Genomic DNA, 26219 nt, shown 5'->3' with positions numbered 1-26219 from the left:
TCCCGACGCACGCGAGCAACGAGAGGCGGAAGATGAGCAGGGAAGCGTTTCTGGTGGGGGGCGTCCGCACGCCGAACGGGCGCTACGGCGGCGCGTTGCGCGATGTCCGCACGGTCGAGCTCGGCGGGCTCGCCGGCGCGGCGGCGCTGGAACGGGCCGGGGTGCCGGCCGATGCCGTCGACGAAGCCGTGGTGAGCAACTGCCGCCAGGCGGGCAACGGGCCGAACCCGGGCCGCCAGGTCGCGCTGCGCGCGGGCGTGGCCCAGCGGGTGCCGGCGCAGACTGTCAACATGGCGTGTGCCTCGGGGCTGAAGGCGGTGCAGCTGGCACACCAGTCGGTGCTCGCGGGCAGCGCCGACGTCGCGCTCGCCGTCGCGGTGGAGAGCATGAGCACGATGCCGTTCATCGCGCCGTACACGCTGCGGTGGGAAGGCACGCGCCGCGGCGACATCACCCTCGCCGACGGCTGGCGCGACGGGGGCACCGACCCGATCTGCGGCATGAACATGGGCCAGACCGCGGAGAAGGTCTCCCGCGAGTTCGGGATCTCCCGTGCCGCGCAGGACGAGTGGTCGGCGCGCAGCCACGCGCGCGTGATGGCGGCCTGGGACGAGGGCCGGTTCGACAGCCAGGTCGTGGCGGTCGAGAGCGAGCACGGTTCGCTCGCAACGGACGAGACCTACCGGCGCGACACCAGCCTCGAGCGGCTGGCGAAGCTGCGTGCGTCGTTCCAGCAGGACGGCACGGTGACCGCCGGCAACTCGAGCCAGATGGCCGACGGCGCGGCGGGCATCGTCGTCGCCGGTGGTGAGGCGGTCGAACGGCACGGGTTGACACCGCGGGCGCGGATCCTGTCCTTCGCCGCGGTCGGGGTGGACCCGAGCATGATGGGGATCGGCCCCACGGCGGCGATCCCGGCCGCGCTCGCGTCGGCCGGACTGGCCACGAGCGACATCGACCTGTTCGAGATCAACGAGGCGTTCGCCGCGCAGATCGTGCAGAACGTGCGGGAGCTCAAGCTCGACGAGGACCGCGTGAACGTCAACGGCGGCGGGATCGCGCTCGGGCACCCGACCGGGCAGAGCGGGCTGCGGCTCGTGGTCACGCTGCTGGCCGAGCTGGAACGCCGCGGCGCGCGGCTGGGTGTGGCGAGCCTGTGCGTCGGCGGCGGCATGGGTGTGGCCGCGGTGATCGAGGCGGTGGCGGCGTGAGCGACCTCGCCGGGGTGAAGGTCGTCGTCGCGGGCCTCGGGCCGATGGGCCGCGACATCAGCCGGGTCTTCGACCAGGCCGGGGCGACGGTGAGCGTCGTCGACGTCTCGCCGGAGCTGACCGAGTCGGGGCTGGCGAAGATCCGGGCCGAAGCCGAATCGGCGGGCGAGCGGGTGTCGGCGATTGCGGCCGCGACCCTCGCCGAGGCGGTGCCGGACGCGGACGTGTTCCTGGAAGCGGTCGTGGAGAACCTGGCCGTGAAACGGGAACTGCTCGCCGAGGTCGCCGCGCTGGGGCGGGCCGACCTGGTGGTCGCGTCGAACACGTCGTCGCTGAGCGTGGGGGAGATGGGCAAGGCGTTCGGCGACCCGGAGCGGGTCGTCGGGATGCACTTCTTCAACCCCGCCACCAAGATGCGGCTCGTCGAGGTGATCGCCGGCGGCGGCACGAGCGCCGCGGTGGTGCGGCGGGCACGCGAACTCGCGGAGGCGCTCGGCAAGACCGCCGTGGTGTGCCGGGATTCGCCGAACTTCATCGTCAACCGCGTGTGCCGGCCGCTGTACTACGAAGCACAGCTGCTCGTGACGCAGGGCGTGCCGGCCGGCGCGGTCGACGCGGCCGCGTCCGGCGGGCTCGGTCATCCGATGGGACCGTTGACGCTGCTGGACTTCACCGGCCTGCACACGCACCTCGGCTCGTCGGAGACGGCGCTGCGCGAGTTCGCCGACCCGCGCTACCGGCCGATCCCGCTCGCGCGTTCGCTCGTGCGCAGCGGCTTCACCGGCCGCGCCGCCGGGCGCGGGTTCTACGACTACACCACGGAAAAGCCGCGCGCCGCGATCGCCCGGCTGCGGCGCGAACCCGGTTCGGACGGTGCCGGCGTGCAGATCATCGCCGCCGGCCCGGACGCCACGGCGTTCGAGCTGCCGGCCACGACCGGCGGGCGCGTGATCACGCTGTACCGCTGCCACGGCGGGCCGGGTGAGGGCGACATCGCCGCGGTGCGGAAGCTCGCCGGGTCGGGTGAGGTCGTGGTGGACAGCTCCGACGGGCGCTGGCTCGACGTGCTGCCGGCCGGCGTGGGCTGGTTGCGGCTGCACCGCGCGCCCGCCGGAGACCTGTTCGCCGAGATCGTGCGCGACGACGTGGCGAAGGTGGCGCCGACGCCCGCGGTCACCGCGGTCGCGGACGCGGTCGGGGCCGCCTCGGTCGAGGTCCCGGCGCTGCCCGGGCTCGTCGTCGACCGGCTCGCGTACTGCATGGTCAACGAAGCCGCCGGGCTGGTCGAGGAGGGCACGGCCGTGGCAGGCGACGTCGACGTCGCCCTGACGCTCGGCATGAACCACCCGCGCGGCCCGTTCGAAACACTCGAACTCGCCGGCGCCCCCGCGGTGTACGAAGCGTTGCGGTCGATGGCCGAGCTTACCGGCGACCCGCGCTACCGGCCGGCGCAGCTGCTGCGCCGGCAGGCGGCGGGAGCGCGGCGGTGAGCGCTCCGCAGCCCTTGCGCGGCAGGCGGATCGTGGACCTGAGCCAGTACATCGCGGGCGCGGTGTGCGGGCAGGTGCTCGCCGACTACGGCGCCGAGGTCGTCAAGGTCGAGCCGCCGGGCGGTGATCCGTCGCGGGCGCTGGCCGGCAGCCGCTTCGGGAGCAGCTACTTCCGCGCGTACAACACGAACAAGACGGCGGTCGCGCTCGACCTGCGCGACCCCGGCGACCGGGCGCGGCTCGACGAGCTGCTGGCCGGCGCCGACGCCGTCGTGCTCAACTTCGGCCGCCGCACGCGGGAACGGCTGCAGCTGGACGCGGCGGCGCTGCACGCGGAGCACCCGGGGCTGGTGGTCACCGTCGTCAGCGCCTACGGCGCCGGCGACCCGCGCACGTGCTTCGATTCGATCGCCCAGGCGGTGAGCGGGTTCGCCGTGCTGAACGCGGATGAACAGCGCCGGCCGAGCATCGCGGCCGGCTACCCGACCGACGTGTTCAGCGGCCTGCACGCCGCGATGGCGACCGCGATGGCCTTGCTCGACCCGCGGCGAGCGCCGGCGCTGGAGATCGACGTGCCGATGATCGAGGTCGCGATGGCCTCGCTCACCGGTCCGGCGTCGCTGCTGGCCGCCGACGAGGGGACCTTCACCGCCGGGCAGGGCAACCGCGACGCCGCCACGGCACCGTCCAATGTGTACGAATGCCGCGACGGCCACTGCTACGTGTACGCCGGGCTCGACAAGCACTGGGCGCTGCTGCGTCCACTGGTGGGTGGCCCGGACACCCCGGACGCCCCCGCACCGCAACGGATCGCCGACCGCGCGACGTTCGACGCGGCCGTCGAGACGTGGACCCGCCGCCACACCGTCGCCGAGGTCGACGAACGCCTGCGTGAGCTCGGCATCCCGGCCGGGGCCGTGCGTGACCCCGTCGCTGCGCTCGCCGCGACGGTGGCGGAGCGGCCGGGGGCGGTCGTCGCCCGCGAACCCGGTGGCGAAGCCGTGCCGCAGTACCCCGTCTCGTTCTCCGGGCACCGGCCGCACCGCCGGCCCGCCCCGGCGCGTCCCGAGCGCGCCACCGCGAAATCCGAGGAGACAGCGCGATGACCGCAGCCACCACCGAACCCCGCGTGCTCGCGAAGGGCACGCTCGACGGCCTGTCCGCGCTCGTCACCGGCGCCGGCAGCGGGATCGGCCGGGCCGTCACGCAGCGGCTCGTGCAGCTCGGCGCCCACGTCACCGGCCTCGGCCGCCACGAGGACTCCCTCAAGGAGACCGGCGACCTGCTCGAGGGCCCCGGCGGCTACGACCACCGGGTGTGCGACGTCCGCGACACCGAAACCGCCACCGCGGCCCTGACCGAGGTCGGCCAAAGCCGTGGGCTGGGGCTGCTGGTGAACAACGCCGGCGGCCAGTTCTTCGCCAAGGCGCTCGACATCTCGGTCAACGGCTGGAACTCCGTGCTGGACCTCAACCTCACCAGCATCTTCCACCTGACCAAGGCCGCACACCCCTACCTCGCGCGGACACGGGGGAGCGTCGTGAACCTCTCGCTGTCCGGAGTGGAGCGAGGCGGCATGGGCATGGCACACTCGATCGCCGCCCGCGCCGGTGTGCTCGGCCTGACCCGCACGCTCGCGCTCGAATGGGCCACCGACGGGATCCGCATCAACTGCGTCGGCCCCGGCACCGTGCTGACCCACGCGCTGAACGACGAGGCGAGCGAGCACGTGCTCGGCAACCTCGTGCACAAGGCCACGCCGATGCAACAGCCGACACCCACGGCCGACGTGGCCGAGCTGGTCGCCTTCCTCGCCAGCCCCGCCGGCGCGCTGATGACCGGCCAGCTGCTGCAGATCGACGGCGGCGCGCACCTCGGCGCGGGCCTGCACATGCTGCCGGAGGCCTACCGGTGACGGACCAGACCTCACTGGCCGATGCCGTGCGCACCCACGTCCGGCCCGGCACGCGCGTGTACCTCGGCAATTTCGGCGCGCAGCTGTTCTGCGTCGGGCACGAGCTGATCCGCCAGGGCTTGCACGACCTCGACGCGGTGATCGCCTCCGGTGGGCTGCTGCTCGACCAGCTGCTCGGCGCGGGGGTGCTGCGGTCGGCGACGTTCGGGCACTGCTGGAGTCCCGTCGGACCGGCGCCGGCGTGGAACTTCCGCCGCCTGGCCGAATCCGACGCCGGCACGGTCGAGCTGCACGAGCTGAGCCTCGGCCTGTTCAGCAGCGCGCTGACCGCCGGCGCGCACGGCGTGCCGTTCCTGCCGGTCACGGGCCTGCCCGGCACCGGCTACCGCGACGACGACTGGACCGGCGGGCTGTTGGCCACTGTGGACAGTCCGTTCGGGAGCACCACGGTGGTGCGCGCCGAGCGGCCCGACGTCGCCTTCGTCCACGTCGACGTGGTCGACGAGCAGGGCAACGGGCACATCCGCGGGCCCCTGGGTGAGGTACTGCTGGCTGCCCAGGCGGCCGAGCGCGTGGTGCTCGTCGCCGAGGACGTCGTGCCTGGCGAACAGGTGCGGGCGCGGGGCGTGACGATCCCCGGGCTGCTCGTCGACGCGTTCGTGCACCTGCCCGGCGCAGTCGCGCCCGACGGCACCATCGGCCGCTACGACCGGGATGTCGCGGCCTACGAACGCTACGCCGAGCTTTCGCGCACGCCGGAAGGGTTCCGGCAGTGGCTGGCCGGCGAAGTCCTCGCCGCGGAGGTGGTTTCGTGAGCACGCCGACCGTCGACTTCCTCGTTCGCGCCGCCCGCGAGTTCCGCCGCGGCGGCTGGGTCTTCACGGGCTTCCACTGGCCCGTGCTCGCCGGCCGGCTCGCCCACGCGCTCGACGGCGAGCAGTTCGTGCAGGTCTTCGAAGCGGGCGCCGGGTGCTGGGACGCCGGCGCGGCCGTGCCGACGAGCACCACCGACTACCCGGCCTACGCCGACGCGCTCGGCTGGCGCGCCACCACGTCCGACGTGCTGCTGGGGATGGCCCGCCGGTTCGACCGCGTCGTGCTGGACGCGAGCAACGTCGACGTCCTCGGCCGCGTCAACTCCTCCTTCCTCGGCGCCCGGGACCGGCCCGCGGTGCGGCTGCCCGGGGGCGGCGGCGCGCCGGACGTCGCCGCGGCCGCGCGGGAGCTCGTGTGGCTGCACGGCGGCAGTGATCTCCGCCGCATCCAGAACCGCGTCGAGCAGGTGACCGCCGCGCCCGGCGCGAGGTCGCTCGTCCGGCTGCACACCCGCTGGGGCAGCGTCCGGCTGGGCGTCGAACCGCAGCTCGAAGAGCTGGCCGCGGACGTGCCCGGCGCCGAAGCCTTCACGGCCCACATGCGCGGGCTCGGCGTCGACGTCTCCGCACCGCAGCCGCGCGCCGGCGTGTCTCCGGAGGACCGCCGTGCGGCAGCGGGGGTTCTGGCGGAGGCTGCAGAGCGTGGGTACGCGGTGGCGCGCCGGGCGCACGCGGAAGTGGAGGTGCTGCGATGACCGAGGACCCGACGACGGACCTGACCGCACTGCGGGCGCAGGTGCGGGCATTTGCCCGGGAACGCCAGGAACAAGGCGCGTTCACGCCCCGGTGCGACGCGTGGCTGCGCGGGTACGACCCGGAATTCAGCCGGGAGCTCGCCGCCCGCGGCTGGGTCGGCATGACCTGGCCCGCCGAGTTCGGTGGTGCAGGCCGCTCCAACCTCGCTCGGCTCGTGGTCACCGAGGAGCTGCTGCGCGCGGGCGCGCCGGTCGCCGCGCACTGGATGGGCGACCGGCAGATCGGCCCGGCCATCCTCCGGTACGGCTCACCCGAACTGCAGAAGACCTACCTGCCGCTCATCATCCGGGGTGATGTGTCGTTCTGCCTGGGCATGAGCGAGACGGAGTCGGGCTCGGACCTGGCTTCCGTGCACACCGTGGCCGGGCCGGTGCCCGGTGGCTGGCGGGTGCGCGGGCGCAAGATCTGGACCAGCCACGCCCACCGCGCGACCCACGCGTACGTGCTGGCGCGCACCGACGCGAGCGGCTCGAAGCACGAGGGGCTCACCGAGTTCATCGTCGACCTCACCTCCGAGGGCGTCGACATCCGGCCGATCTTCGACCTGCGCGGCGACCACCACTTCAACGAGGTCGTGTTCGACGACGTCTTCGTGCCGGCCGACCACGTGCTCGGCGAGCCGGGCAACGGCTGGCAGCAGGTCACCGAGCAGCTCGCCTTCGAACGCGGCGGCATGGAACGGGTGCTGAGCACGTACCCGCTGCTGGCCGCGGTCGTCGCCCACACCACGACGCCGGCCCCGGACGCGGCGGTGCGCATCGGCGAGGCGCTCGCGCGGCTGGCGACGCTGCGGCAGCTGGCGTGGCGGGTGGCGATCGCCATCGACGGTGGCGCCGCGCCCGTGCAGCAGGCCGCGGAGCTGAAGGATCTCGGCACCACCTTCGAAGGCGACGTCAACGAGCTGGCCCGCGCGGTCCTCGACGTCGAACCCGACCCCTTCGCGGAAGGCGAAGTGGGGTTGCTCGCGCAGGGCGTGCTCGCCGCACCCGGGTTCACGATCCGCGGCGGCACCACCGAGGTGCTGCGCACGATCATCGCCCGCTCGGCGGCCGCCGCGGGCCGACCGGCCGACGAGTCCGGGCTGCGCGCGGTCGCCGACGACGTACTGAGCGGCCACGGCGGTGATCCCGACGGCAGCCTGCCGGCGGTGTGGGCCACGGTCACCGAGCTGGGCTGGCCCGGTGTCGGCATTCCCGAGGAGCTCGGCGGATCCGGTGGCGGCCTGGCGGAGCTGGCCGAGTTCGCCGAAGCGGCCGGCCGGCACGCCGTCGCGCTGCCGTTGCTGGAAACGGCGTGGGCCGGCCTCGTGCTCGGGGCGGCCGGGCACGCCGTGCCCCCGGGACCGGCGACCGTGGTGCTGCCCCGCCCCGGGGAAGAGCTGGTGCTGGCCGGCACCGAGCTGTCGGGCACCGCGAGCCGCGTGCGCTGGGCGCGCGCGGCCGAACGGTTCGTCGTCCCGGCCCGCGACGCGGACGGGACGCAGGTGCTGGTCGTGGTCGCGGCGGACGCGCCCGGCGTGGGCGTCGAGCCCGGCGCCAACCTGGCCGGCGAACCGCGTGATTCCGTGCGGTTCGACCGTTCCCCGGCCGAGCGGGTCGGCGAGGTGCCGGAGTCGCTCGCCGCGACCGGTGCGCTGCTGCACGCCGCGGCGACGGCCGGCGCACTGGAAACCGCCGTCGCGCACACCGTGGCGCACGTGACCGTGCGGGAGCAGTTCGGCCGTCCGCTCATCAAGTTCCAGGCCGTCGGCGCGACGCTCGCGCGGATGCAGTCGCAGCTGACGCTCGCGCGCACCGCGGTGGCGTCGGCGGTCGCGGCGAGCGGCGACCTCGACCGGGTGGCGGCGGCCGTGGTGATCACGGCACAGGCGGCCACCGAGGTCGCCCGCGGCGCGCACCAGCTGCACGGCGCCATGGGCGTGACCCGCGAGCACCCGCTGCACCTGGCCACCCGCCGGCTCTGGTCGTGGCGCGACGAGTTCGGCGGCGAACGCCACTGGGCGCGGTTGCTGGGCGAGCGGCTCACCCGGCTCGGCCCGGACGCGGTGTGGGACTGGGTGACCGAAGACCTCTCCGGAGCGGAGGACGCACGATGAGCAAAGTCGATCTCGAGAACAAAGATGGGCGCTGGACGCTCACCCTCGCCGACCCCGACCGCCGCAACTGCCTCGACGCGCAGATGTGCCGGGACCTCACCGATGCGATCGCCGCCGTGGCCGCCGACTCGGACGCCCGCGCGCTCGTCGTCACCGGTGCCGGCAAGGCGTTCTGCGCCGGCGCGGACCTGCCCGCCGTGTTCGGGGAGACGGGCCGTGCGGTCGCGGACCTCCGCCGTGATCTGCACGCGGTCTACGACAGTTTCCTGCGCCTGCGCGACCTGGCGATCCCGACCGTCGCCGCGGTGCAGGGCGCCGCGGTCGGTGCGGGGCTGAACCTCGCGCTGGCGTGCGACGTCCGCATCGCCGGACCGCGGGCGTCGTTCGCCGCCACGTTCGCGCGGATCGGGTTGCACCCCGGCGGTGGCTGCACGTGGTTCCTCGTCGACGTGCTCGGCGCGCAGCGGGCGCTGGCGCTGCTGCTCGACGGGGGAGCGCTCGACGGCGACGCGGCCGTGCGGGCCGGGGTCGCGCTGGAGCTGGCGGACGACCCGCTGGCCGTCGCGACGGCCTACGCCGACCGCTGGGCCGCCACGGATCCAGCGCTGGTGCGCGACATCAAGAAGGCGGTCGGGCTCGCCCGGACCGGGGACTTCGCCGCGACGCTGGAGTTCGAGTCCTGGGCGCAGGCCTCGTCCGCGACCGGACCGGCGGCGCAGGCGGCCGTGGCGCGGTTCCGGTGAGCGCGGTGCTGCGAGTGGCCGACCTCGACACACACGGCGAGTGGGTCCCCCTCGACGTCGGCCCCGCACTGCTGCCCGCGTACTGCGCCGTGACGGGCTGGTCGGGCGACGAAACCCCGGCCGGTCTCGCGTCGGTGGTCGGGCGGCTCGCCTACACCCGCGGCCGCCCGATGCCGCCCGGCGGGGTACTGCGCGAGATCTCCCAGACGACACGCGGGAAAGTGCCCGCCGACGGCCGGTGGCAGGCGCGCATCGAGTCCACTGTGGTCGGAGAACGCGCCGGCCGCCGTCGCGTCGCGATCGTCACGGACCTGCGCGACGCCGACGCCACGCCGGTCGCGTCCGTGCAGTTCCTCCTCGACTGGCCGGCGGGTGCCGAGTGACCGGGTCTTCCGGGTTTTCCCTCGACGCCGCCACGATCGCCGCGTGGGCCGACGTCGTCGACGACCACAACCCGCTGCACCTCGACCCCGAGTTCGCGGCCCGCACCCGCTTCGGCACCCCGATCGTGCACGGCTCCCTGCTGTTCGCCCTCGCCTGCGACGCCCTGCAAACGAGCGGCACCCCGGGGGCGGTGACCTTGCGCTTCCGGGCACCGGTGCCGGTCGGCTCGACGGTCTCCGTCACCGTCGACGGCGCGCACCTGCGGCTGCGCCGCGGCGACGCGGAACCGGTCGAGGCGCACGTCGGACCGGAGGCCACGTCGTGACCACAACGTGGTGCTACACCCTCACCGACCTCGTCCGCTACTCGGGCGCGGCGCTGGACTTCAACACCATCCACCACGACGCCCCGGCCGCCCGCGCCGCCGGCTTCGCCGGCGTCGTGGCCCACGGCATGCTGACGCTCGGCCGCGTGCTCGCACACCTGGCCGATGAGGCCGGGCCTGCCGGGCTCGCCGCGTGCCGCGCCCGCTTCCGCGCTCCGGTTCACCTCGACACACCGCTCAGCCTCACGGCGCAGGACCGTCCCGGCGGCGTCGACCTCACCGTCACCTGCGGCGACACGGTGGCCCTGACCGCCGAGGCCGACCTCGGCCCGGCACCCCCACCGCCGGCCGAGCCGGCCGACGCGCCCGTCGCCGACCACCGGTTGCGCGTCGAACGCGGCCCCCTCACACAGCTCGCCCGCGCGGTCGGGGCGCGGGCGCCGTTCTGGTACGACACCCGCGCCGCCGAGCAGGCCGGACTTGCGGGCGTGCCCGGCATCCCGACGCTCGCCTTCGCCTTGCCCGCCTTCGGCTGGTACCCCGACGAGCAACCGGGCTCGGGCGCGCGGCCGGACCCGGTGGCCGACTCGGCGCGCTGGGCCTGCAGCACCGGACCCGTCGTCCACGGTGGACAGACGTTCACCTACCACCGTCCGCTCGTCGCCGGCGAAACCGTGCGCTCGCGGCACTGGATCACCGGCCGCACCACCAAGACGGGCCGGGCGGGCGATCTGCGGTTCACCGACGTCACGCAGCTGATCACCGGCTCCGGCGGTGAACCCGTCGTCTCGGCCACCGCCACCCTCCTCGCGACGGGGCCGGCATGAGGAGCCCGGCGCTGCGTTACCTCCTGGAGCGCCTCGACCTCGAACCCGTGGCGCCCGGCGTGTTCCGCGAGCCCGGCGGCGACGACCCGCTGCACCGGCTCTTCGGCGGTGAAGTCGCGGCGCAGGCGCTCGTCGCGATGGGCCGGACCGTCGCGCCGGACCGCCCGGTGCACAGCCTCCACACCCGCTTCGTCCGGCCCGGCCGCACCGGCGTCCCGATCGAGCTGCACGTGACCACGGTCAAGGAGGGTCGCAGCTTCGACCTCCGCAGCGTCGAGCTGCGCCAGGACGGCAGGCTGATCCTGACCGCGACGGCGTCGTTCCAGCTGCCCGAGCCCGGCCCGCGCTACCCGGATCCGGCCCCCGCGGCGACCGACGCGGAATCCCTGCCCCGCTGGGAAGAGCGCTTCGGCGACCGGCGCGACCGGCTCAGTCCTTTGTGGACTCGGTCGCGGCCGATCGACCTGCGCTACGTGGACCCACCGCCGCCGCTGGACCCCGCCTTGCGCGACCGGCCGCGCCGGGGCCAGACCACTCTCGTCCGTGCCGACGGACCGCTGCCGGATGACCCGCTGCTGCACGCCGCCGCCGTGGTGTACGCGTCCGATATGACGCTGCTCGAAACCGCGCTCCTGCCGCTGGGCGTGGTCTACGCCGACGGCGAGTTCGACGGGGTCAGCCTCGACCACACGATGTGGTTCCACCGCCCGCCGCGCGCCGACCGGTGGCTGCGCTACGAACAGACAGCCGAGGTCATGGCCGGCGCGCGCGGTCTGGCGTCGGGCCGGCTGTCCGACGAGAACGGAGAACTCGTGGTGACCGTGGTGCAGGAAGGGCTGCTGCGCCCGACCGGCGGCGCCGGCAGCTGGCTCGCCGGCACGGCGGCGGACCGCACGATGCCGGAGGAGCGGCGATGACTGTCCTCGTCGCCGGCGCGAGCGGCCTCGTCGGCGCGGCCTGCGTGACGGCGTTCGCCGAGGCCGGCTGGCACGTACTGGCCGTCTCGCGGCGCGCGCCGGAGGCCGGCGTCGCGTTCGAGCACGTGCCCCTCGACCTCACCGACGCCGCGGCGGTGAGCGCCGCTGCACCGCGGTTCGCGGACGTGACCCACCTCGTCTACACCGCCGTCTTCGAGAAGCCGGGCCTGGTCCGCGGCTGGCGCGACCAGGACCAGATGCGGACCAACGACCGCATGCTGCGCGCCCTCACCGCGGCTCTCGCCGGCGCGCCGCTGGAGCACGCGACCTTGCTGCAGGGCACCAAGGCCTACGGCGTGCACCGGCACCCGATCCGCATCCCGGCCCGGGAGCGTGAGCCGCGCGACGACCACGAGAACTTCTACTGGCTCCAGGAAGACCACCTGCGCGCGGTCGCCGCCGAACGCGGCTTCGGCTGGACGATCCTGCGCCCGCAGCTGGTCGTCGGCCCGACCCACGGCGTCGCGATGAACCTGCCGCCGGTGATCGGCGCGTACGCGGCGATCTGCCGGGCCGAAGGGCTGCCGTTCGGCTTCCCGGGTGGTGCGCCCTACGTCAGCGAAGCCGTCGACGTGCGCCTCGTCGCCGACGCCGCGCTGTGGGCCGCGACTGCTCCCGCCGCGCGCGACGAGCACTTCAACCTGACCAACGGCGAGGTCTTCGCCTGGCGCGACCTGTGGCCCGCGCTGGCCGAGGAACTCGGCGTCGAACCCGCCCCCGACACGCCGCTGCGGCTCGCGGAGTTCCTGCCCGCGCATTCCGGCACGTGGGATCGCGTCGTCGCCTCCCACGGCCTGCGCCCGACACCCCTGCCCGCGCTGCTCGGCGAATCCCACCACTACGCCGATTTCCACTTCGCGGCCGGCGCCGGAACGCCGCCGCCGCCCGCGTTCGTGAGCACCGTCAAGATCCACCAGGCGGGCTTCACCGAAACCTGGGACACCGAGGAGTCGTTCCGCCACTGGTTCCGGATCCTGCGAGACCGCCGGATCCTGCCCGTCCACTGAGGATTCGGGCTTTCCGGTGGCCACGGAGAGCTTCGCGGGGAGGTAGGTCGCCGTCAGCGTGCCGGACAGCAGGACGGACGAGAGCGCCACCATCGTCTCGATCGGCAGCACGAAGCACAGCACCGTCCGCACCGCGGCCTCGAGCGGCAGCCCGAGGGCCGGCTCAGCACCCGGAACGCCGTTCACATTGCTCGTCACGCTCGCCGTGCCCGAGGAACGCGGCCGCGTCGCGCGCGACCTGCACGGCCACGGCATCACCACGGTCACCCGCAAGACCGGCCTCGCCCCCGGGTGCCGGAGAGCGGCAAGGACGGCGGGCAGGCGGCTCGGTGAGGTGCGGGCGCTCGAAGTCCTGTGCGCCAAGCGCTCGTCCAGGTGCGCGCCGGCGTCACCGACTTCCGCCGCGCGTCGCTCGCCGCCGAGCGCGCAGCCGTCCTCGCCCCGCACAGCAACGGCCTGGCGGACCGGCTCGCCTCCGCCGGTGCCCGGCCCACCACGGGCTCGCGGCGCGAAGGCGGGTTCTCGGTACGTGCGGTGGCAGAAGATTCGCCGCCGGATTCCGGTCCGCCGCCGGGGTGGCTGACGATCGCCTGAGCTGCCGCCCTGGACAAAAACGGACAATTCGCTACAAAACACGTGGCGCGCCGACTGCTGGAGAACCGTCGCGGCGCGCTTGACATCCGGCCACGTCATTCCCACACTTGTTCTGCAAATCGAACGGCGTTCAGCATTTCGAACAACGGCAAGGGAGACGAGCCGGTGAAACTGCCACCTTTCGGCTATCACCGCGCCGAATCGCTCGGTGAAGCGGTGGCGGTGCTGGCGGAGCACGGTCCCGACGCCAGAGTGCTCGCCGGTGGGCAGAGTCTCCTCCCCGTCATGGCTTTGCGCATGTCGAACCCGGCCGTGCTGATCGACATCACCACCGCGAAAGACTTGCAGGGACACGCTTTCCGCGACGCCGACGGTCTGGTCGTGTCGGCCGCGGTCACCACCCGCACGGTGGAGACCGACGCCGAAACGCGGCGCCGCCACCCGCTGGTCGCGGAGTGTCTCGCGCAGGTCGGGCACCCCGAGATCCGCAACCGCGGCACGGTCTGCGGCTCACTCGCGCACGCGGACCCGGCGGCCGAACTTCCGGCGCTCCTGCTGGCGCTCGGCGGTTCCGTCCGCGTCGCCGGCGCCGAACGCCGGCGCCGGATCGCGGCCGCCGACTTCTTCGCCGGTCCCTACCTGACCGCGCTCGAGGAGGGCGAGGTCGTCGCCGGGGCCGAGCTGCCGCTCCTGCCGCGGACGGCCGGCTGGTCGATCCGCGAGATCACCCGGCGCAGCGGGGACTTCGCGCTCGTCGGCGTCATCGCGATCCTCGACGCCGACGCGGCCGGGCGCTGCACCGACGCGCGCCTCGCCCTGTTCGGGATCGCCGGCACTCCGCGCCGCGCCACCGCGGCGGAGGAGGTCCTCAAAGGACAGCTCCTCGACGACGCCGTGCTCGCCGAAGCGGCAGAGCGCGCGTTCGACGACATCGACGTCCTCGGCGACATCCACGGTTCCGTCACCTACCGCCGCCGCGCCGGCGCGCGGCTCGTCGCCCGATCGCTGGCCGCCGCCCGCGCGAGCTGCCAGTCCGAAGTGGAGAGTGCCCGTGCTTGACGCGAACGAACCGACACCGGTCACCCTCACGGTGAACGGCAAAGCCGAGTCGGCGCGCACCACTCCGCGCACCACGCTCGCCGACTTCCTGCGCCACGAGCTCGGCCTCACCGGCACGCACCTCGGCTGCGAGCACGGTGTGTGCGGCGCCTGCACCGTGCGGCTCGACGGCGCCGCGGTCCGCAGCTGCCTCACCCTCGCCGTGCAGGCCGACGGAGCCACTGTGGACACTGTCGAAGGCCTCGGTGACACCGTCGGCGCCGAAGACGTGCTGCACCCGCTGCAGCAGAAGTTCTGGGAGCACCAGGCTCTGCAGTGCGGGTTCTGCACCCCGGGATTCCTCATGGCCGCCCTCGCCGCGCTGGCGGAAGACCCCGGCCTCGACCGGGACGCGATCCGCGAGCGGCTGTCGGGGAACCTGTGCCGCTGCACGGGTTACGCCCCCATCGTCGACGCCGTCGCCGAATACGCCGAGCAGCTGCGGGAGGCGCGGTCGTGAGCATCACCGACGGCTGGGTCGGCCGCCGCGTCAAGCGCGTCGAGGACCCCAAGATCCTGCTCGGGCGCGGTCGCTACGTCGACGACGTCACGCCCGCCCGCTGCCTGCACGCGGCGTTCCTGCGCGCGCCGGTCGCGCACGCGCGGATCACGTCGATCGACACCGAGGCCGCACGGCGGGCACCCGGGGTGGTCGCCGTGTTCACCGCCGAAGACTTCAACCCGATGTGCCGTTCGTGGAAGGGCCTGCTCGACTGGCCGGGCCTCGTCAGCGGCGACCAGCGGCCGCTGGCGACCGGCAAGCTGCACTACGTCGGCGAGCCGGTGGTGCTCGTCGTGGCCGAGAGCCGCGCCGTCGCCGAGGACGCGCTCGAGCTGATCGACCTCGGGTACGAAGAACTCCCCGCCGTCGTCGACTCGATCGCCGCGCTCGACGACGCCACCGCGCGGGTCCACGACGAACTGCCGTCGAACCTCGCCTTCGAAGCCACCTTCGGCGCCGGTGACGTCGAGGCCGCGTTCGCCGAAGCGGACGTGGTCGTCGAAACCGGCATCAGCACCGCGCGCCACACCGCCGTCGCGCTGGAACCGCGCGGGGTGGTCGCCGAGTTCGACCCGTCGGCGAAGGCGCTCACCGTGCGGATCTCCACGCAGGCGCCGCACATGCTGCAGTCCGTGTTCGCCGAGCTGTTCGGCCTGCGCGAGAGTTCGATCCGCGTGCTCACCGACGAGGTCGGCGGCGCGTTCGGCATGAAGGCGCACGTCTACTCCGACGAGGTGGCCACGTGCGCGGCCAGCATCCTCTTGCGCCGCCCCGTGAAGTGGATCCAGGACCGCGTCGAATCGCTGCAGTCCGACACCCAGGCCCGCGACGAACGCGTGTCCGCCAAGATCGCCGTCACCGCCGACGGCCGGATCCTCGGCCTGCGCTCCGAAGTCGTGAGCGACGGCGGCGCGTTCTCCGTCTACCCGCGCAGCATGGTTACCGAAGGCATCCAGGTCGCGACGATCATGCCCGGCCCGTACCGGATCCCGGTCTACTCGGGCCACGTGCGCGTCGCGATCACCAACAAGGCGCCGCTCGCCGTGTACCGCGGGGTCGGGCACCCGGTCGCGATCCTCGCCATGGAGACGCTGCTCGACGAGACCGCGCGCCGGCTCGGTCTCGATCCCGCGGAACTGCGCCGCCGCAACCTGATCACACCGGATGAGCTGCCCTACACGTCGGTCACCAACCAGGTCTACGACAGCGGTTCGCACCAGGAATCGCTGGAAAAGCTGCTCACCATGATCGCCACCGGGCCCGACCTGGACAAGCGCAAAGCCGAGGCGCGCGAACGCGGCCGGCTGCTGGGCGTCGGGCTCGCGTGCTTCGTCGAGGTCACCGCGCCCGGCGTGATGTTCTACGGCAAGCGCGGCGCTCCGATCACCGCGCACGACCAGGTCGAGGTGCGCGTCGAGGCCGACGGGTCGGTCACCGTCCTGCTGGGCACGCCCGGCCAGGGGCAGGGGCTGCAGACGACCGCCGCGCAGGTCGTGGCCGACCACCTCGGGGTGCCGTTCGACCGCATCACCGTCGTCAGCGGCGACACCGCCGTCGTCCCGCATGGCACGGGCGTGTGGGCCAGCCGGTCGGCCGTGGTCAGCAGCGGGGCCGCCGCGTCGGCGGCGCGCGAGGTGAAGGAACGGATCCTCGCGATCGCCGGGCACCTGCTGGAAGTCGATCCCGCCGACCTGGAGATCGACGACGGGGTCGTGCAGGTCGCCGGTGCGCCGAACGCCCGCCTGGGAGTGGCGGAGATCGCCGAGATCGCGCACTGGCGCACGCACCGCCTGCCGGCGGAGCTGCGCATCGGGCTGTCGGTGACGGGGGAGTACAGCGGGCCGAACGTCACCTTCAACAACGGCGCCCACGCCGCGGTCGTCGAGATCGAAGAGGACAGCGGGCTCGTGCACCTGGTCGACTACGCGTGCGTCGAAGACTGCGGCGTGCTCATCAATCCGTCCATCGTGGACGGACAGATCCGCGGCGGCGTCGCGCAAGGCGTCGGCGGCGCGCTGTTCGAACGGCTCCACTACGACGAGAACGGGCAGCTGCTCACCTCGACGCTGCTCGACTACCTGATGCCGACCGGGCCGGAGCTGCCCGACGTGCGCATCACCCACATCGAAACCCCCAGCCCGGTCACCAGCCTGGGCGTCAAAGGTGCCGGCGAAGCCGGCGCCGCCGGGGCGCCCGCGGCCGTGCACAACGCGGTCAACGACGCGCTCTCCCCCCTCGGCGCACGGGTGTGGCACCAGCCGCTGACACCCGAACGCGTCGTCCGGGCCCTGGACGAGGCCGCCGGGCGCAGCTGGCCCGAACCGCCCGACACGCCCGGGCTACCGGGCGCAACGGCGTGGGCAAGACGACCGTGCTCAAGGCCGTGATGGCGCTGTCCGTGCCGAGGGTGTCGGCGGGAAGCGTGCGCTTCGGCGACACCGAGCTGACGCGGCGCAAGCCCCACCAGATCGCCCGAGCCGGGATCGGGTACGTGCCGCAGGGCCGGCGGATCTTCCCCAGCCTCACCGTCGACGAGCACCTCGACGTCGTCGCGCGCCCGGCCCCGCCCGGGTATGAGAAGTGGACGCGGCAGCGGGTCTTCGACCTGTTCCCGCGGCTGGCCGAGCGCCGCCGGCACCGGGCGGGCACGTTGTCCGGCGGCGAACAGCAGATGCTCGCGATCGCGCGGGCACTGATGACCAATCCCCGCCTGGTGCTGCTCGACGAACCCAGCGAGGGGCTGGCGCCCCGGGTGGTGCGCCAGGTCGCCGACATCATCCGCCGGCTTCCGGAGTCGGGGGTCGGCGTCCTGCTCGCCGAGCAGGACCTCGGCATGGTCCGCCGCGTCGCGGACCGCGTCTACTTCCTCGATCGCGGCAGCGTCGCCGCCGATGTCACGTCGCGCGAGCTGAACGAGCGCGACGATCTGCTCGACCGCCACCTCGGCGTCTGAACCACCGTGTCCGAAACCTCCGTGGAGGAAAGGAAACCCGTGAAGATCATCCAGCACTTCGTCGGCGGCACACCGGTGCAGGCGGAGCCGCCTGCGTGGGCCGACGTGCACGACCCGGCGCGCGGCAGTGTCAGCGGCCGGGTCGCGCTCGGCGACACCGACGTCGTCGGCCAGGCGGTGAAGGTCGCGCTCGACGCGCAGGCGGCCTGGGGCGAGGAGTCGCTCGGCGCCCGCCAGCAGGTGATGCTGGAGTTCATCCGGCTCGTCGAACGCGACCGCGAGGCGCTCGCGGAGATCGTGACCGGCGAGCATGGCAAGACGATCGCCGACGCGCGCGCGGAGGTCAACGCGGGGCTCGACGTCGCGAAGTTCGCGGCGGGGATCCCGCACCTGCTCAAGGGCGAGTTCAGCGAGAACGTCTCCCGCGGCGTCGACACGTACTCGATCCGCCAGCCCCTCGGGGTCGTCGCCGGCATCACGCCGTTCAACTTCCCCGTGATGGTTCCGATGTGGATGTTCCCGCTGGCCATCGCGTGCGGCAACGCGTTCGTGCTCAAGCCCAGCGAAAAGGACCCGTCGGCGTCGAACCGGCTGGCGGAGCTGGCGATCGAGGCCGGGCTGCCGGCCGGCGTGCTCAACGTCGTGCACGGCGGCGCCCCGGCCGTGGACGCGTTGCTGGAGCACCCGGACGTCGACGCGGTGAGCTTCGTGGGATCCACGCCGGTCGCCCGCTACATCTACGAAACCGCCGCGCGGCACGGCAAACGCGTGCAGGCGCTCGGCGGAGCGAAGAACCACCTCGTGGTGCTGCCGGACGCCGACCTCGACGCGGCCGCGGACGCGCTCGTCTCGGCCGCCTACGGGTCGGCGGGGGAGCGGTGCATGGCGATTTCGGTCGGCGTCGCCGTCGGCGGGGTCGGTGATGCGCTGCGCGAGCGGCTGGTCGCGCGGATCGGCTCGTTGTCCACCGGGGACGGTCGCGACGCGGCCGCCGACATGGGCCCGCTCGTCACGGCCGACCACATGCGGCGCGTCAGCGGCTACGTGCAGGCCGGCGCCGACGCGGGGGCCGAGCTCGTCGTCGACGGCCGCGACGTGCGGGTTCCCGGGCGCGAGGACGGGTTCTTCCTCGCGCCGACGCTGCTCGACCACGTCCGCCCGGACATGACCGTGTACACGGACGAGATCTTCGGGCCCGTGCTGTCGATGCTGCGCGTGGACACCCTCGAGGACGCCGTCGCGCTCATCAACGGCAGCGAATACGGCAACGGCGTCTCCCTGTTCACCCGCGACGGCGTGGCCGCGCGGCGGTTCCAGCACACCGTGCAGGCGGGCATGGTCGGGCTCAACGTGCCCATCCCCGTGCCGATCCCGTACTTCCCCTTCGGCGGCTGGAAGCATTCGCTCTTCGGCGACTCCGGTCAGTACGGTGAGGACGGCATCCGCTTCTTCACCCGGCGCAAGGTCGTCACGAGCCGCTGGGCGCCGCCGGCCGGCTCGCGCGTCGACCTGCGGTTCCCGGCGTAGGGGGCTTGACGTGCGACTGGACAACAGCTTCACCGTCGGCCTGCCGCCCGAGCAGGCGTGGGCCGTGCTGACCGACCCCGAACGCGTCGCGCCCTGCCTGCCCGGCGTGCACTTGGACGAGGTCGACGGCGACGAGGTCCGCGGCGGCCTGCGCGTGAAGGTGGGCCCGATCTCGGCCGAGTACTCGGGTGTGGCCGAGTTCCGCTCCCGTGACCGGCAGGCGGGGGTCGTGGTCGTGGCGGCGTCGGGCCGCGAGGTGCGCGGCCGCGGCTCCGCGTCGGCCACGGTCACGCTGCGGCTCGCGCCGGCGGAGGAGGGCACCCGCGTCGACCTCGCCACGGAGCTCGCGTTGACGGGACGGCTGGCGCAGTTCGGCCGCGGCGTGCTGGGCGAGGTGACGGGCCGGCTGGTGGGCGAGTTCGCCCAGGCGCTGGCCGACGAGGTGGCGGGCTCGCGCCGGCCCGCGGCGGCCGCTCCGCGGTCGACGGCCGCCCTCAGCCGCGTCACCGCCGCGGAACCGGTGGCCGAGGTCGTCGACCTGGCCGCCGAGGCGTGGCCGGACGATGAGCCGGCCGGCGCCGTCCCTGCTGCCGGCGGCTCGCGCGGCTCGGCCGGCGGCGTCGGATCCACGCGGCACGCGAGCGACGGAAATTCGAGCTCCCGGGATCTCAGGAACGACTCCGACACCGTCGTGCTGCGGGCGATCGCCATCCCCGTGGCCAAACGCGTCGTCCCGGTCGTGGCCGCCCTCGTCGCGGCCGCGGTGCTCGCCCGCCGGCTGCGTCGATGACAGAATCTCCCGCGATGACCAGTTCTCAGTCTTCGGCCGGCCTGCCCGTCCCGTCGGTCGCCCGCGCCGCGCACATCCTCGACGCGCTCGCCGCCGCGCCCGACGGCCTGCCGCTCAGCGAACTCGCGCGCGTCATCGGCGCTCCCAAGAGCAGCTGCCTCGCGGTGTGCACGACCCTGGTCGCCACCGGCCTGCTGGTCCGCACTCCGGGCGGGCAGTACCAGCTCGGCTGGAAGGTCGTCCCGCTCGGCCGCGCGTACCTGTCGACGTCCGGCTTCGTGAAGGAGTTCCGGCGCGTCGACCAGGAACTCGGGCTGCTCTCGGAGGACACGATCGTGCTGTCCCTGCTGGACGGGCGCAACGTCGTGTACGTCGAGACCAGGCCGGGCCTGCGCACGCTCGCGATGTCCTACGAGATCGGCATGCGCCTGCCCGCCCACTGCACCGCCGGCGGCAAGTCCCTGCTGGCGTCCCTGCCGGACACCGAGATCGCCGGCCGCTACGCCGACGGCCGCTTTGAAACCCCGACCCCGCGCAGCATCTCGCGCATGCCCGAGCTGATGGCCGAGATCACCCGCACGCGCGCCAACGGCTACGCCATCGACGACGAGGAGACCGCCCCGGGCATGATGTGCGTCGGCGCCGCCGTCGCCGGCCGCGGCGGCCACCCCGTCGGCGCCCTCAGCGTCAGCATGGTCAAGTCCACAGTGGATGCACATCGCCTGGACCACTCAACGGCGGCGATCCTGCGCTTGAGCACCGCGATCACCGAACGGCTCGGCGGGCTCTGAGTCACGGCCACAGAGCCGTATTCAGCCTCCGGGGCGGGAGTCACCGCGGACCTTCCGGGCCGCACCCCCCCTTTCTCCTTGCCGCGCCACGCGACGCCCCTCAGACCTCGACGGAGCTCACCGCGGGCCCATCGCCAAACTGCACTCGACACGGCCGCTCACCGTGCACCCAGATTCCACGTGCCGCACGGCGTCACGACACTCGGCTCCAACGAAACTCACCGCAGCCCCACCGCCGAACCGCATGGGACACGGCGCTGCATGGTCGCTCTGCGCAAACCGGGTCGGCTGGCGGATCCTTCGATCCAGCCCCATAAACCGCTGGCCCTCGACAACTCCAACCGGCAGCATTCCTCCCCGCGGAGGAGAACGACATTGGTGACCAACAAAGATCTCAACACACTCGCAGCAGGAAGCTCCCACGCCTGGCTCCGCTTCGACGAGTCGAACCGATTCAGCTACTGGTACGGCCGCCACGCCCCACCTCGCGAACTGCCCCGGCCCCTGACCCGCGCCGCACTCGCCGAGGCGGCCTGTCACGCGAGCGGCCACGTCCGCGAGCAGGTCATCCCCGCGCTGAGCCGCAGCGCCGACCCCGAGGCGCTGCCCTTGCTGGTGATCCGCTGCACCGACTGGGTACGCCAGGTGCGCACAGCTGCCCGCCGGGCACTCCTGGCCCGTCTTGCCCGGACCGACCTCGTCCCCCTGCTGCCCCTCACCACCGCACTCAGCCGCCGGCTCGGCGACGGCTGGCTGGATGAGCACCTCCTGCACCCGGTCCTGACCTCCGCCGATCTCCTCGACGAAGCCCTGACCGTCGATGACTTCCGCACCCGCCGCCTCATCCTCGACTTGGCGATCGATGCCGGCCTGCTCTCGGACCACCGCCTCGCGAGCCTCGCGCGTGACGACACCGACTCCGTTGTCCGCACACGGGCCGGAAACCTCGTCCTCGATCACGGCGACCCCGCGTTGGCGCAAGCGATGCGGCGCGACGGCCCTCCCCGAATCCGCACCCGGGCACTGCAGCTCCTCGGCCAGGCCCACGACTACCTCGACGAGCCGTCTTCCCTCGTCCGCTCGATGGCACAGGCGCTCGTCCTCGATGCCGGCGACCACCCCGCCCCGCACTACCGCGAAGCCCTCGCCCACGGTGTCAGCACCCCGGCGACCGTCGCCGGGCTGGGGGAGACGGGGACCGCCGCCGACGTGGACCTCCTGCGCGACCACTTCACCCATCCCCGGCCCCGTGTCCGCGCGGCCGCCGTCCGGGGGCTGCGGCGGCTCCTCGCCGATCCCACGGACCCGCGTGCCGTCGAGCTCGCCCGCCCGCTGCTCGCCGATCCGTCGCCGGGTGTCGTACGCGCGGCCGCGACCGTCGTCGCCGGTCGCCTCGGCCAGGCCGATCGGCCGTACCTGCTGGCGCTCACCGCGCAAGATGAACCGAAGCACGTGCGCCGCGCAGGCGTCGCGCTGCTGCGCGGGATGAGCGAATGGTCCCGCCTCGCCATCGACCTCCAGCTGCTGAGCGCACCCGACGAGCCCCTCGCCGACGAAGCCCGGCGCGACCTCGACGAGTGGTGCCGCTGGCCGACCACCACGTACACCCGCCCGTCACCCCAGCTGGCAGCGCAGATCGACGCCCTGCTCAGCGCTCTCGAACCGCGCCTGGGTGAGGACTTCACGAACTACCTCAGGCGCGTCGCTTCCACTTGACCGGGTGAAGCCGAGCGTCGCCTGAAGATCGTCGTCCGGCAGCTCCGGCCGCTTCTGCCCGGCGACCACCACCCGCGGCTGCGGCGCGCCGATCGTCTCGCCGCTCGACATCCACACCGGCCACTCCGCCGGCCCCGAGGCGGCCTGGAACGGTTGACGGCGTTGCAGACCGTGTCCCCGGCGATCACCGCGGCGAGCGACGGCACGTGCACCACACCGGACGGCGCGATGTCGACCTGCGGAAATCTCGACCAGCCGGAGCTCCATGCCATCACCGACAGCACCGCACTGTCCACAGCGGACGGGACCACGGTGTTGTCCACCGCCGCGCGATGGCATCTATCTCTTGCCGGAACTCCCCACATCTGAGACGGCCGGCTGACCCGCACCCAGACTCCGCGTGTTGCACCGCGCAACGACAATGAGCTCCGACGAAACTCACCGCAGACCCACCGCAAACCGCATCGGACACGGCCACTGGCCGTGCACCCAGACTCCGCCTTGCACTTCGATCCGAAGCTTTCACGCGGTCTGTACCACGGTGCCAAGGTACTCTTTCCCGCCTTGACACTGTGGTGCAGACCGTCGTTACCATCGTCGGCTTTGGGGTGCAGGGAGAGTCTCCAGCGCAATGCGCGCCCCGGCGCGCCGAGGCATAGGTACGGAACCCAGCCGGACAATCCGCCTCGGCCCGAACGCCCCATTGCGCCGTACCGACGTCCCTGCAGCCACTCCGATCTCAACGTCCCTCGAACACGACATCCTCGTGCTGGGCCATCAACTTCCGCACGCCCTGGCTCAGCAGCAACCCCACCGCATGCTGCAGGTCTCGCGACTCGAACAGCGCCGGCGAAATCTCCAGCACCTCGGCGTCCGCCGCACGAGCGCCGCGCGCCAGCGTCGCCTGCGCCAGGCGTTTGGTGACCGTGTGGGCCGCCGTTGGACCGGCGGCCAGCCGTTGTGCCCATGACAACGCGGACTACCGCAGCTCGGCAGCGGGCACCACCCGGTTCACCACGTTCCACCGCTCGAACGTCGCAGCGTCGAAGGAGTTCGCGCCGAACACGATCTCCCGCGCTCGAGCGGGGCCGCACCGCTCGACGAGCCGGTTCGCGCCGCCGAGGAACGTCGCCGCGCCGATCCGGGCCTCCACTTGCGAGAACAGCGTGCCCTCGGCGGCGACGACGAGGTCGCACGCCAGTGCCGGCTCGAGACCCGCCGCCAGGCACTGCCCCTGCACGGCGGCGAGCACCGGGAACGGCGCGTCCTCGAGAGCGCGGATCGCCGCGTACGCCTCGGTGAGCATCGTGCGCGCGTCGGCTTCGGAGCGGTCCTTGAACAGGCTCACGTCGGCGCCACCGCAGAACACCGGCCCGTCGGCTTGCAGCACCAGCGCGCGCACGCCCTCGTCCCGCGCGCGTCGGACGGCTGCGACCAGCTGGGCCCCCAGCGCGGGCGTGAACAGGTTCGGGGGCGCCGTCATGGTCACGACCGCGACAGCGCCGGCGCGTTCGTAGCTCGTCTCGCTCAAGGCTCGCTAGACTAAACAGTCTAGACTAAATCGTCAAACCGGGGTCGAGTGTCCGAAGTGGACCGCGAAACCTCAGATCGGCAGCTCGCCCACCGCCGAGATCGTCTGGATCGCGTCGACGTCCACCGCTGCCAGCGCCGCTTCCGGCACGCGCGCCCGGGCCGGGAACACGATCGGCGGCGCCGGTTTCGTCGCGTCCACGATCACCGCCGACGAGCGCTGCGGAGTGCGGCCACCTTCCTCGTCGTAGCTCCAGTTCGTGGGCAGCAGCCCGCCCGGTCCGTTCCACCGCGGGATGATCTGCAGGTCCTGCGACGCGTCGAACCGGGTGCCGATCGCCCACGCGACCTCGCGTTCGTCGTACACGTCGATGTCGTCGTCCACGATCACGATCGCCCGCAGGTTCTCCGGCTCGGTGTTGAGCGCGGCGAACGCGGCGCGCGTTGGGTCGGTGTCGGAGTCCTTCCGGATCGACAGGTAGCAGTGCATGCGCGCGTGCAGCGGGATGTTGACCGCGCGCAGGCCCGGCACCTTCTGCCGCACGGCTTCGTGGATGCTCGCGATCCGCGGCAGCGCACCCATCAGCCGGTGCTCGCGGCCGGAAGCCTGGATGTCCTGGAAGATCGCGTCGCGGCGCATGGTGATCGCGTCGACCTCGATCACCGGCTTGCGCCCGCCGCCGACATAGTGCCCGGGCCACTCCGCGAACGGCCCCTCCTCCTCGAGTTCGCCGGGCAGGATGTGGCCCTCGATGACGATCTCCGCGTGCGCCGGCACCGGGATTCCGGACGTCACTGCCGGCACGGTTTCCACCGATTCGCCCAGGTACGCGCCGGCCGCGTCGTACTCGCCACCGATGCCCGGCACCCGGGACACCGCTCCCATCAGGAACGCCGGGTGGTGCCCGACGACGAGCGCGATCGGCGTCGGCTCACCCCGTTCGGCGTAGCGGCGGTGGATCGTGCCACCGTCGTGCGAGCCGAAGAACCACACGCCCAGCCGCCGCGGCCCGTAGATGTGGTGGCGGTAGATCCCGGCATTGACCGCGCCCGACTCCGGATCGCGCATGACCCCGACGGCGGCGGTCAGGAACGGCCCGCCGTCCAGCTCGTTGTGGGTCGGGATCGGCAGCCGCGTGAGGTCGGCTTCGTCACCGCGCCAGACGACCTGCTGCACCGGCGCCCGATCACCGGAGAACTCGACGGGCGGATGCGCGGCGCGCCCCTGGCCCGCCACCGACGAACGCACGAGCGTCTCGACGTCGACCCCGAGGGCCAACGCCATCCGCTCGTGCGTCGCGACGAGGTTGGTCAGGCACGGCAGCTCACTGCCCGCCACGTCGGTGAACAGCAACGCGGGGTAGTCACCGCGCTTGTCGTACCACGCTCCGTAGGCGGTGACGCCGAACCGCGGGTCCACCTGTTTGCTCACGTGCTTGACCTGGCCCGCACCGGTGGAAACCACTTCGGCGAGGAACGATCGCAGATCCTTCGGCATCAACTCCGCCTTCCCGAGACGTCAGACGTCTGACGCACTATAGGAAGGTGGTGCCGACCGGACAAGCTGTCCCACTCAGCAGACACCGTGGGCCGGCTGGGGGTTCGTGAGCCCGAAAAGCGGCCGCAGGCGCAGGCCGATCCACGTGCCACCGAGCGCGAAGAGGCCCCACAGCCAGCCGTGCAGGCTGCCGGTGGAGATCCCGGCGAGGTACGCGCCGATGTTGCAGCGGATCCGCCAGGTCCCGGCGGCCGATGCGGCGACGGCCGCGCCGAGGATGATGCCGAGGTCGGTGAGGTTCGTCTTGTCCGTCCAGATCGGGCCCGCGAGCGCCTTCGCGTTGGTGCTCGTCTGCCAGAACTCCCACGTCTCCGGGTGCAGGCCCACCAGCTGCAGCAGCTTCGCGCCCCACAGCGCGAACGCGAACGTGACGCCCCACGTGCGTCCCGACACCAGCACCACGGCCGCCGCGAGGACCCCGAGCACGACCGCGCCCACCAGCCCGCGCGCTCGGCACGACGTCGAGCGGCGGCGTCCGGCGTGCCTGCACGACGCGGATCAGCACCACGACCAGTGCAACTGTCGGGGCGCCTTCCTGCAGGCGCGCTGAAGACT

Annotated in this window: 26 protein-coding genes and 1 pseudogene; 23 read left to right on the top strand and 4 right to left on the bottom strand. The window is 73.1% G+C overall.

What is annotated here, in order from left to right:
* Positions 1–32: 32 nt before the first annotated feature.
* The 23 genes from I6J71_RS27330 (at position 33) to I6J71_RS27220 (ending at position 22945) form a co-directional block, all read left to right on the top strand.
* Positions 33–1211, top strand: coding sequence for a thiolase family protein (locus I6J71_RS27330; RefSeq protein WP_204089471.1), 1179 nt, complete (start codon positions 33–35; stop codon positions 1209–1211).
* On the top strand, positions 1208–2701 hold the full coding sequence (locus I6J71_RS27325; RefSeq protein WP_204089470.1) for a 3-hydroxyacyl-CoA dehydrogenase NAD-binding domain-containing protein: 1494 nt from the start codon (positions 1208–1210) through the stop codon (positions 2699–2701). Before I6J71_RS27330 ends, I6J71_RS27325 begins: the two co-directional genes overlap by 4 nt.
* A complete protein-coding gene (locus I6J71_RS27320) occupies positions 2698–3807 on the top strand; it encodes a CaiB/BaiF CoA-transferase family protein (protein WP_204089469.1) in 1110 nt (369 codons plus the stop codon). The genes I6J71_RS27325 and I6J71_RS27320 overlap by 4 nt, the downstream gene beginning before the upstream one ends.
* Positions 3804–4616 carry an SDR family NAD(P)-dependent oxidoreductase gene (locus I6J71_RS27315; RefSeq protein ID WP_204089468.1) on the top strand — a complete coding sequence of 271 codons (813 nt, stop codon included), beginning with the start codon at positions 3804–3806 and terminating at the stop codon, positions 4614–4616. Before I6J71_RS27320 ends, I6J71_RS27315 begins: the two co-directional genes overlap by 4 nt.
* Entirely contained in the window at positions 4613–5431 is an 819-nt protein-coding gene (locus tag I6J71_RS27310) for a CoA-transferase (RefSeq protein ID WP_204089467.1), read from the top strand. Before I6J71_RS27315 ends, I6J71_RS27310 begins: the two co-directional genes overlap by 4 nt.
* Positions 5428–6186: a hypothetical protein gene (locus I6J71_RS27305; RefSeq protein ID WP_204089466.1), complete on the top strand. Its 759-nt coding sequence runs from the start codon at positions 5428–5430 to the stop codon at positions 6184–6186. The genes I6J71_RS27310 and I6J71_RS27305 overlap by 4 nt, the downstream gene beginning before the upstream one ends.
* Positions 6183–8342: an acyl-CoA dehydrogenase family protein gene (locus tag I6J71_RS27300; RefSeq protein ID WP_204089465.1), complete on the top strand. Its 2160-nt coding sequence runs from the start codon at positions 6183–6185 to the stop codon at positions 8340–8342. Before I6J71_RS27305 ends, I6J71_RS27300 begins: the two co-directional genes overlap by 4 nt.
* Complete coding sequence (locus I6J71_RS27295; protein ID WP_204089464.1) at positions 8339–9085, top strand: enoyl-CoA hydratase; 747 nt, start codon at positions 8339–8341, stop codon at positions 9083–9085. The genes I6J71_RS27300 and I6J71_RS27295 overlap by 4 nt, the downstream gene beginning before the upstream one ends.
* A gap of 5 nt (positions 9086–9090) precedes the next feature.
* Positions 9091–9468 (top strand): hypothetical protein, encoded by a 378-nt coding sequence (locus tag I6J71_RS27290; RefSeq protein WP_204089463.1) that lies wholly within the window; start codon positions 9091–9093, stop codon positions 9466–9468.
* The gene (locus I6J71_RS27285; RefSeq protein WP_204089462.1) at positions 9465–9794 is read left to right on the top strand and encodes a MaoC family dehydratase; all 330 of its coding nucleotides are present in this window, start codon (positions 9465–9467) and stop codon (positions 9792–9794) included. The genes I6J71_RS27290 and I6J71_RS27285 overlap by 4 nt, the downstream gene beginning before the upstream one ends.
* Positions 9791–10621: a MaoC family dehydratase N-terminal domain-containing protein gene (locus tag I6J71_RS27280; protein ID WP_204089461.1), complete on the top strand. Its 831-nt coding sequence runs from the start codon at positions 9791–9793 to the stop codon at positions 10619–10621. The genes I6J71_RS27285 and I6J71_RS27280 overlap by 4 nt, the downstream gene beginning before the upstream one ends.
* Positions 10618–11538: an acyl-CoA thioesterase II gene (locus I6J71_RS27275; RefSeq protein WP_204089460.1), complete on the top strand. Its 921-nt coding sequence runs from the start codon at positions 10618–10620 to the stop codon at positions 11536–11538. The genes I6J71_RS27280 and I6J71_RS27275 overlap by 4 nt, the downstream gene beginning before the upstream one ends.
* On the top strand, positions 11535–12605 hold the full coding sequence (locus I6J71_RS27270) for an NAD-dependent epimerase/dehydratase family protein (protein WP_204089459.1): 1071 nt from the start codon (positions 11535–11537) through the stop codon (positions 12603–12605). The genes I6J71_RS27275 and I6J71_RS27270 overlap by 4 nt, the downstream gene beginning before the upstream one ends.
* Positions 12606–12959: 354 nt before the next feature.
* The gene (locus tag I6J71_RS27265; protein WP_204089458.1) at positions 12960–13199 is read left to right on the top strand and encodes a hypothetical protein; all 240 of its coding nucleotides are present in this window, start codon (positions 12960–12962) and stop codon (positions 13197–13199) included.
* 165 nt (positions 13200–13364) lie between these two features.
* On the top strand, positions 13365–14258 hold the full coding sequence (locus I6J71_RS27260; RefSeq protein ID WP_204089457.1) for a xanthine dehydrogenase family protein subunit M: 894 nt from the start codon (positions 13365–13367) through the stop codon (positions 14256–14258).
* Complete coding sequence (locus I6J71_RS27255; protein ID WP_204089456.1) at positions 14251–14757, top strand: (2Fe-2S)-binding protein; 507 nt, start codon at positions 14251–14253, stop codon at positions 14755–14757. The genes I6J71_RS27260 and I6J71_RS27255 overlap by 8 nt, the downstream gene beginning before the upstream one ends.
* Positions 14754–17186, top strand: a complete 2433-nt coding sequence (locus I6J71_RS27250; protein WP_204089455.1) for a xanthine dehydrogenase family protein molybdopterin-binding subunit — start codon at positions 14754–14756, stop codon at positions 17184–17186. Before I6J71_RS27255 ends, I6J71_RS27250 begins: the two co-directional genes overlap by 4 nt.
* Positions 17156–17752: an ABC transporter ATP-binding protein gene (locus I6J71_RS27245; protein WP_204089454.1), complete on the top strand. Its 597-nt coding sequence runs from the start codon at positions 17156–17158 to the stop codon at positions 17750–17752. Before I6J71_RS27250 ends, I6J71_RS27245 begins: the two co-directional genes overlap by 31 nt.
* A gap of 39 nt (positions 17753–17791) precedes the next feature.
* Positions 17792–19279: a CoA-acylating methylmalonate-semialdehyde dehydrogenase gene (locus I6J71_RS27240; RefSeq protein WP_204089453.1), complete on the top strand. Its 1488-nt coding sequence runs from the start codon at positions 17792–17794 to the stop codon at positions 19277–19279.
* Positions 19280–19289: 10 nt separating this feature from the next.
* Positions 19290–20069, top strand: a complete 780-nt coding sequence (locus I6J71_RS27235) for an SRPBCC family protein (protein ID WP_204089452.1) — start codon at positions 19290–19292, stop codon at positions 20067–20069.
* Positions 20070–20083: 14 nt separating this feature from the next.
* On the top strand, positions 20084–20860 hold the full coding sequence (locus I6J71_RS27230; protein WP_204089451.1) for an IclR family transcriptional regulator: 777 nt from the start codon (positions 20084–20086) through the stop codon (positions 20858–20860).
* Positions 20861–21238: 378 nt separating this feature from the next.
* Complete coding sequence (locus tag I6J71_RS27225; RefSeq protein WP_204089450.1) at positions 21239–22576, top strand: HEAT repeat domain-containing protein; 1338 nt, start codon at positions 21239–21241, stop codon at positions 22574–22576.
* A gap of 153 nt (positions 22577–22729) precedes the next feature.
* Entirely contained in the window at positions 22730–22945 is a 216-nt protein-coding gene (locus tag I6J71_RS27220; RefSeq protein ID WP_204089449.1) for a hypothetical protein, read from the top strand.
* Between the two features lie 370 nt (positions 22946–23315).
* On the opposite strand, the gene I6J71_RS27215 is transcribed toward I6J71_RS27220, so the two are convergent.
* The 4 genes and pseudogenes from I6J71_RS27215 to I6J71_RS27200 form a co-directional block, all read right to left on the bottom strand.
* Positions 23316–23549, bottom strand: a complete 234-nt coding sequence (locus I6J71_RS27215; RefSeq protein WP_204089448.1) for a hypothetical protein — start codon at positions 23547–23549, stop codon at positions 23316–23318.
* A 6-nt stretch (positions 23550–23555) separates the two neighbouring features.
* Entirely contained in the window at positions 23556–24107 is a 552-nt protein-coding gene (locus tag I6J71_RS27210; RefSeq protein ID WP_204089447.1) for an enoyl-CoA hydratase/isomerase family protein, read from the bottom strand.
* Between the two features lie 72 nt (positions 24108–24179).
* Positions 24180–25604 (bottom strand): UbiD family decarboxylase, encoded by a 1425-nt coding sequence (locus tag I6J71_RS27205; protein WP_204089446.1) that lies wholly within the window; start codon positions 25602–25604, stop codon positions 24180–24182.
* Between the two features lie 75 nt (positions 25605–25679).
* Positions 25680–26184, bottom strand: a pseudogene (locus I6J71_RS27200) (YeeE/YedE thiosulfate transporter family protein); the annotation flags it as partial.
* Positions 26185–26219: the final 35 nt, after the last annotated feature.

Origin of the sequence: Amycolatopsis sp. FDAARGOS 1241, from assembly GCF_016889705.1 — a bacterium.
Lineage (GTDB): Bacteria > Actinomycetota > Actinomycetes > Mycobacteriales > Pseudonocardiaceae > Amycolatopsis.
This window is presented reverse-complemented; position numbering and strand designations above follow the sequence as displayed.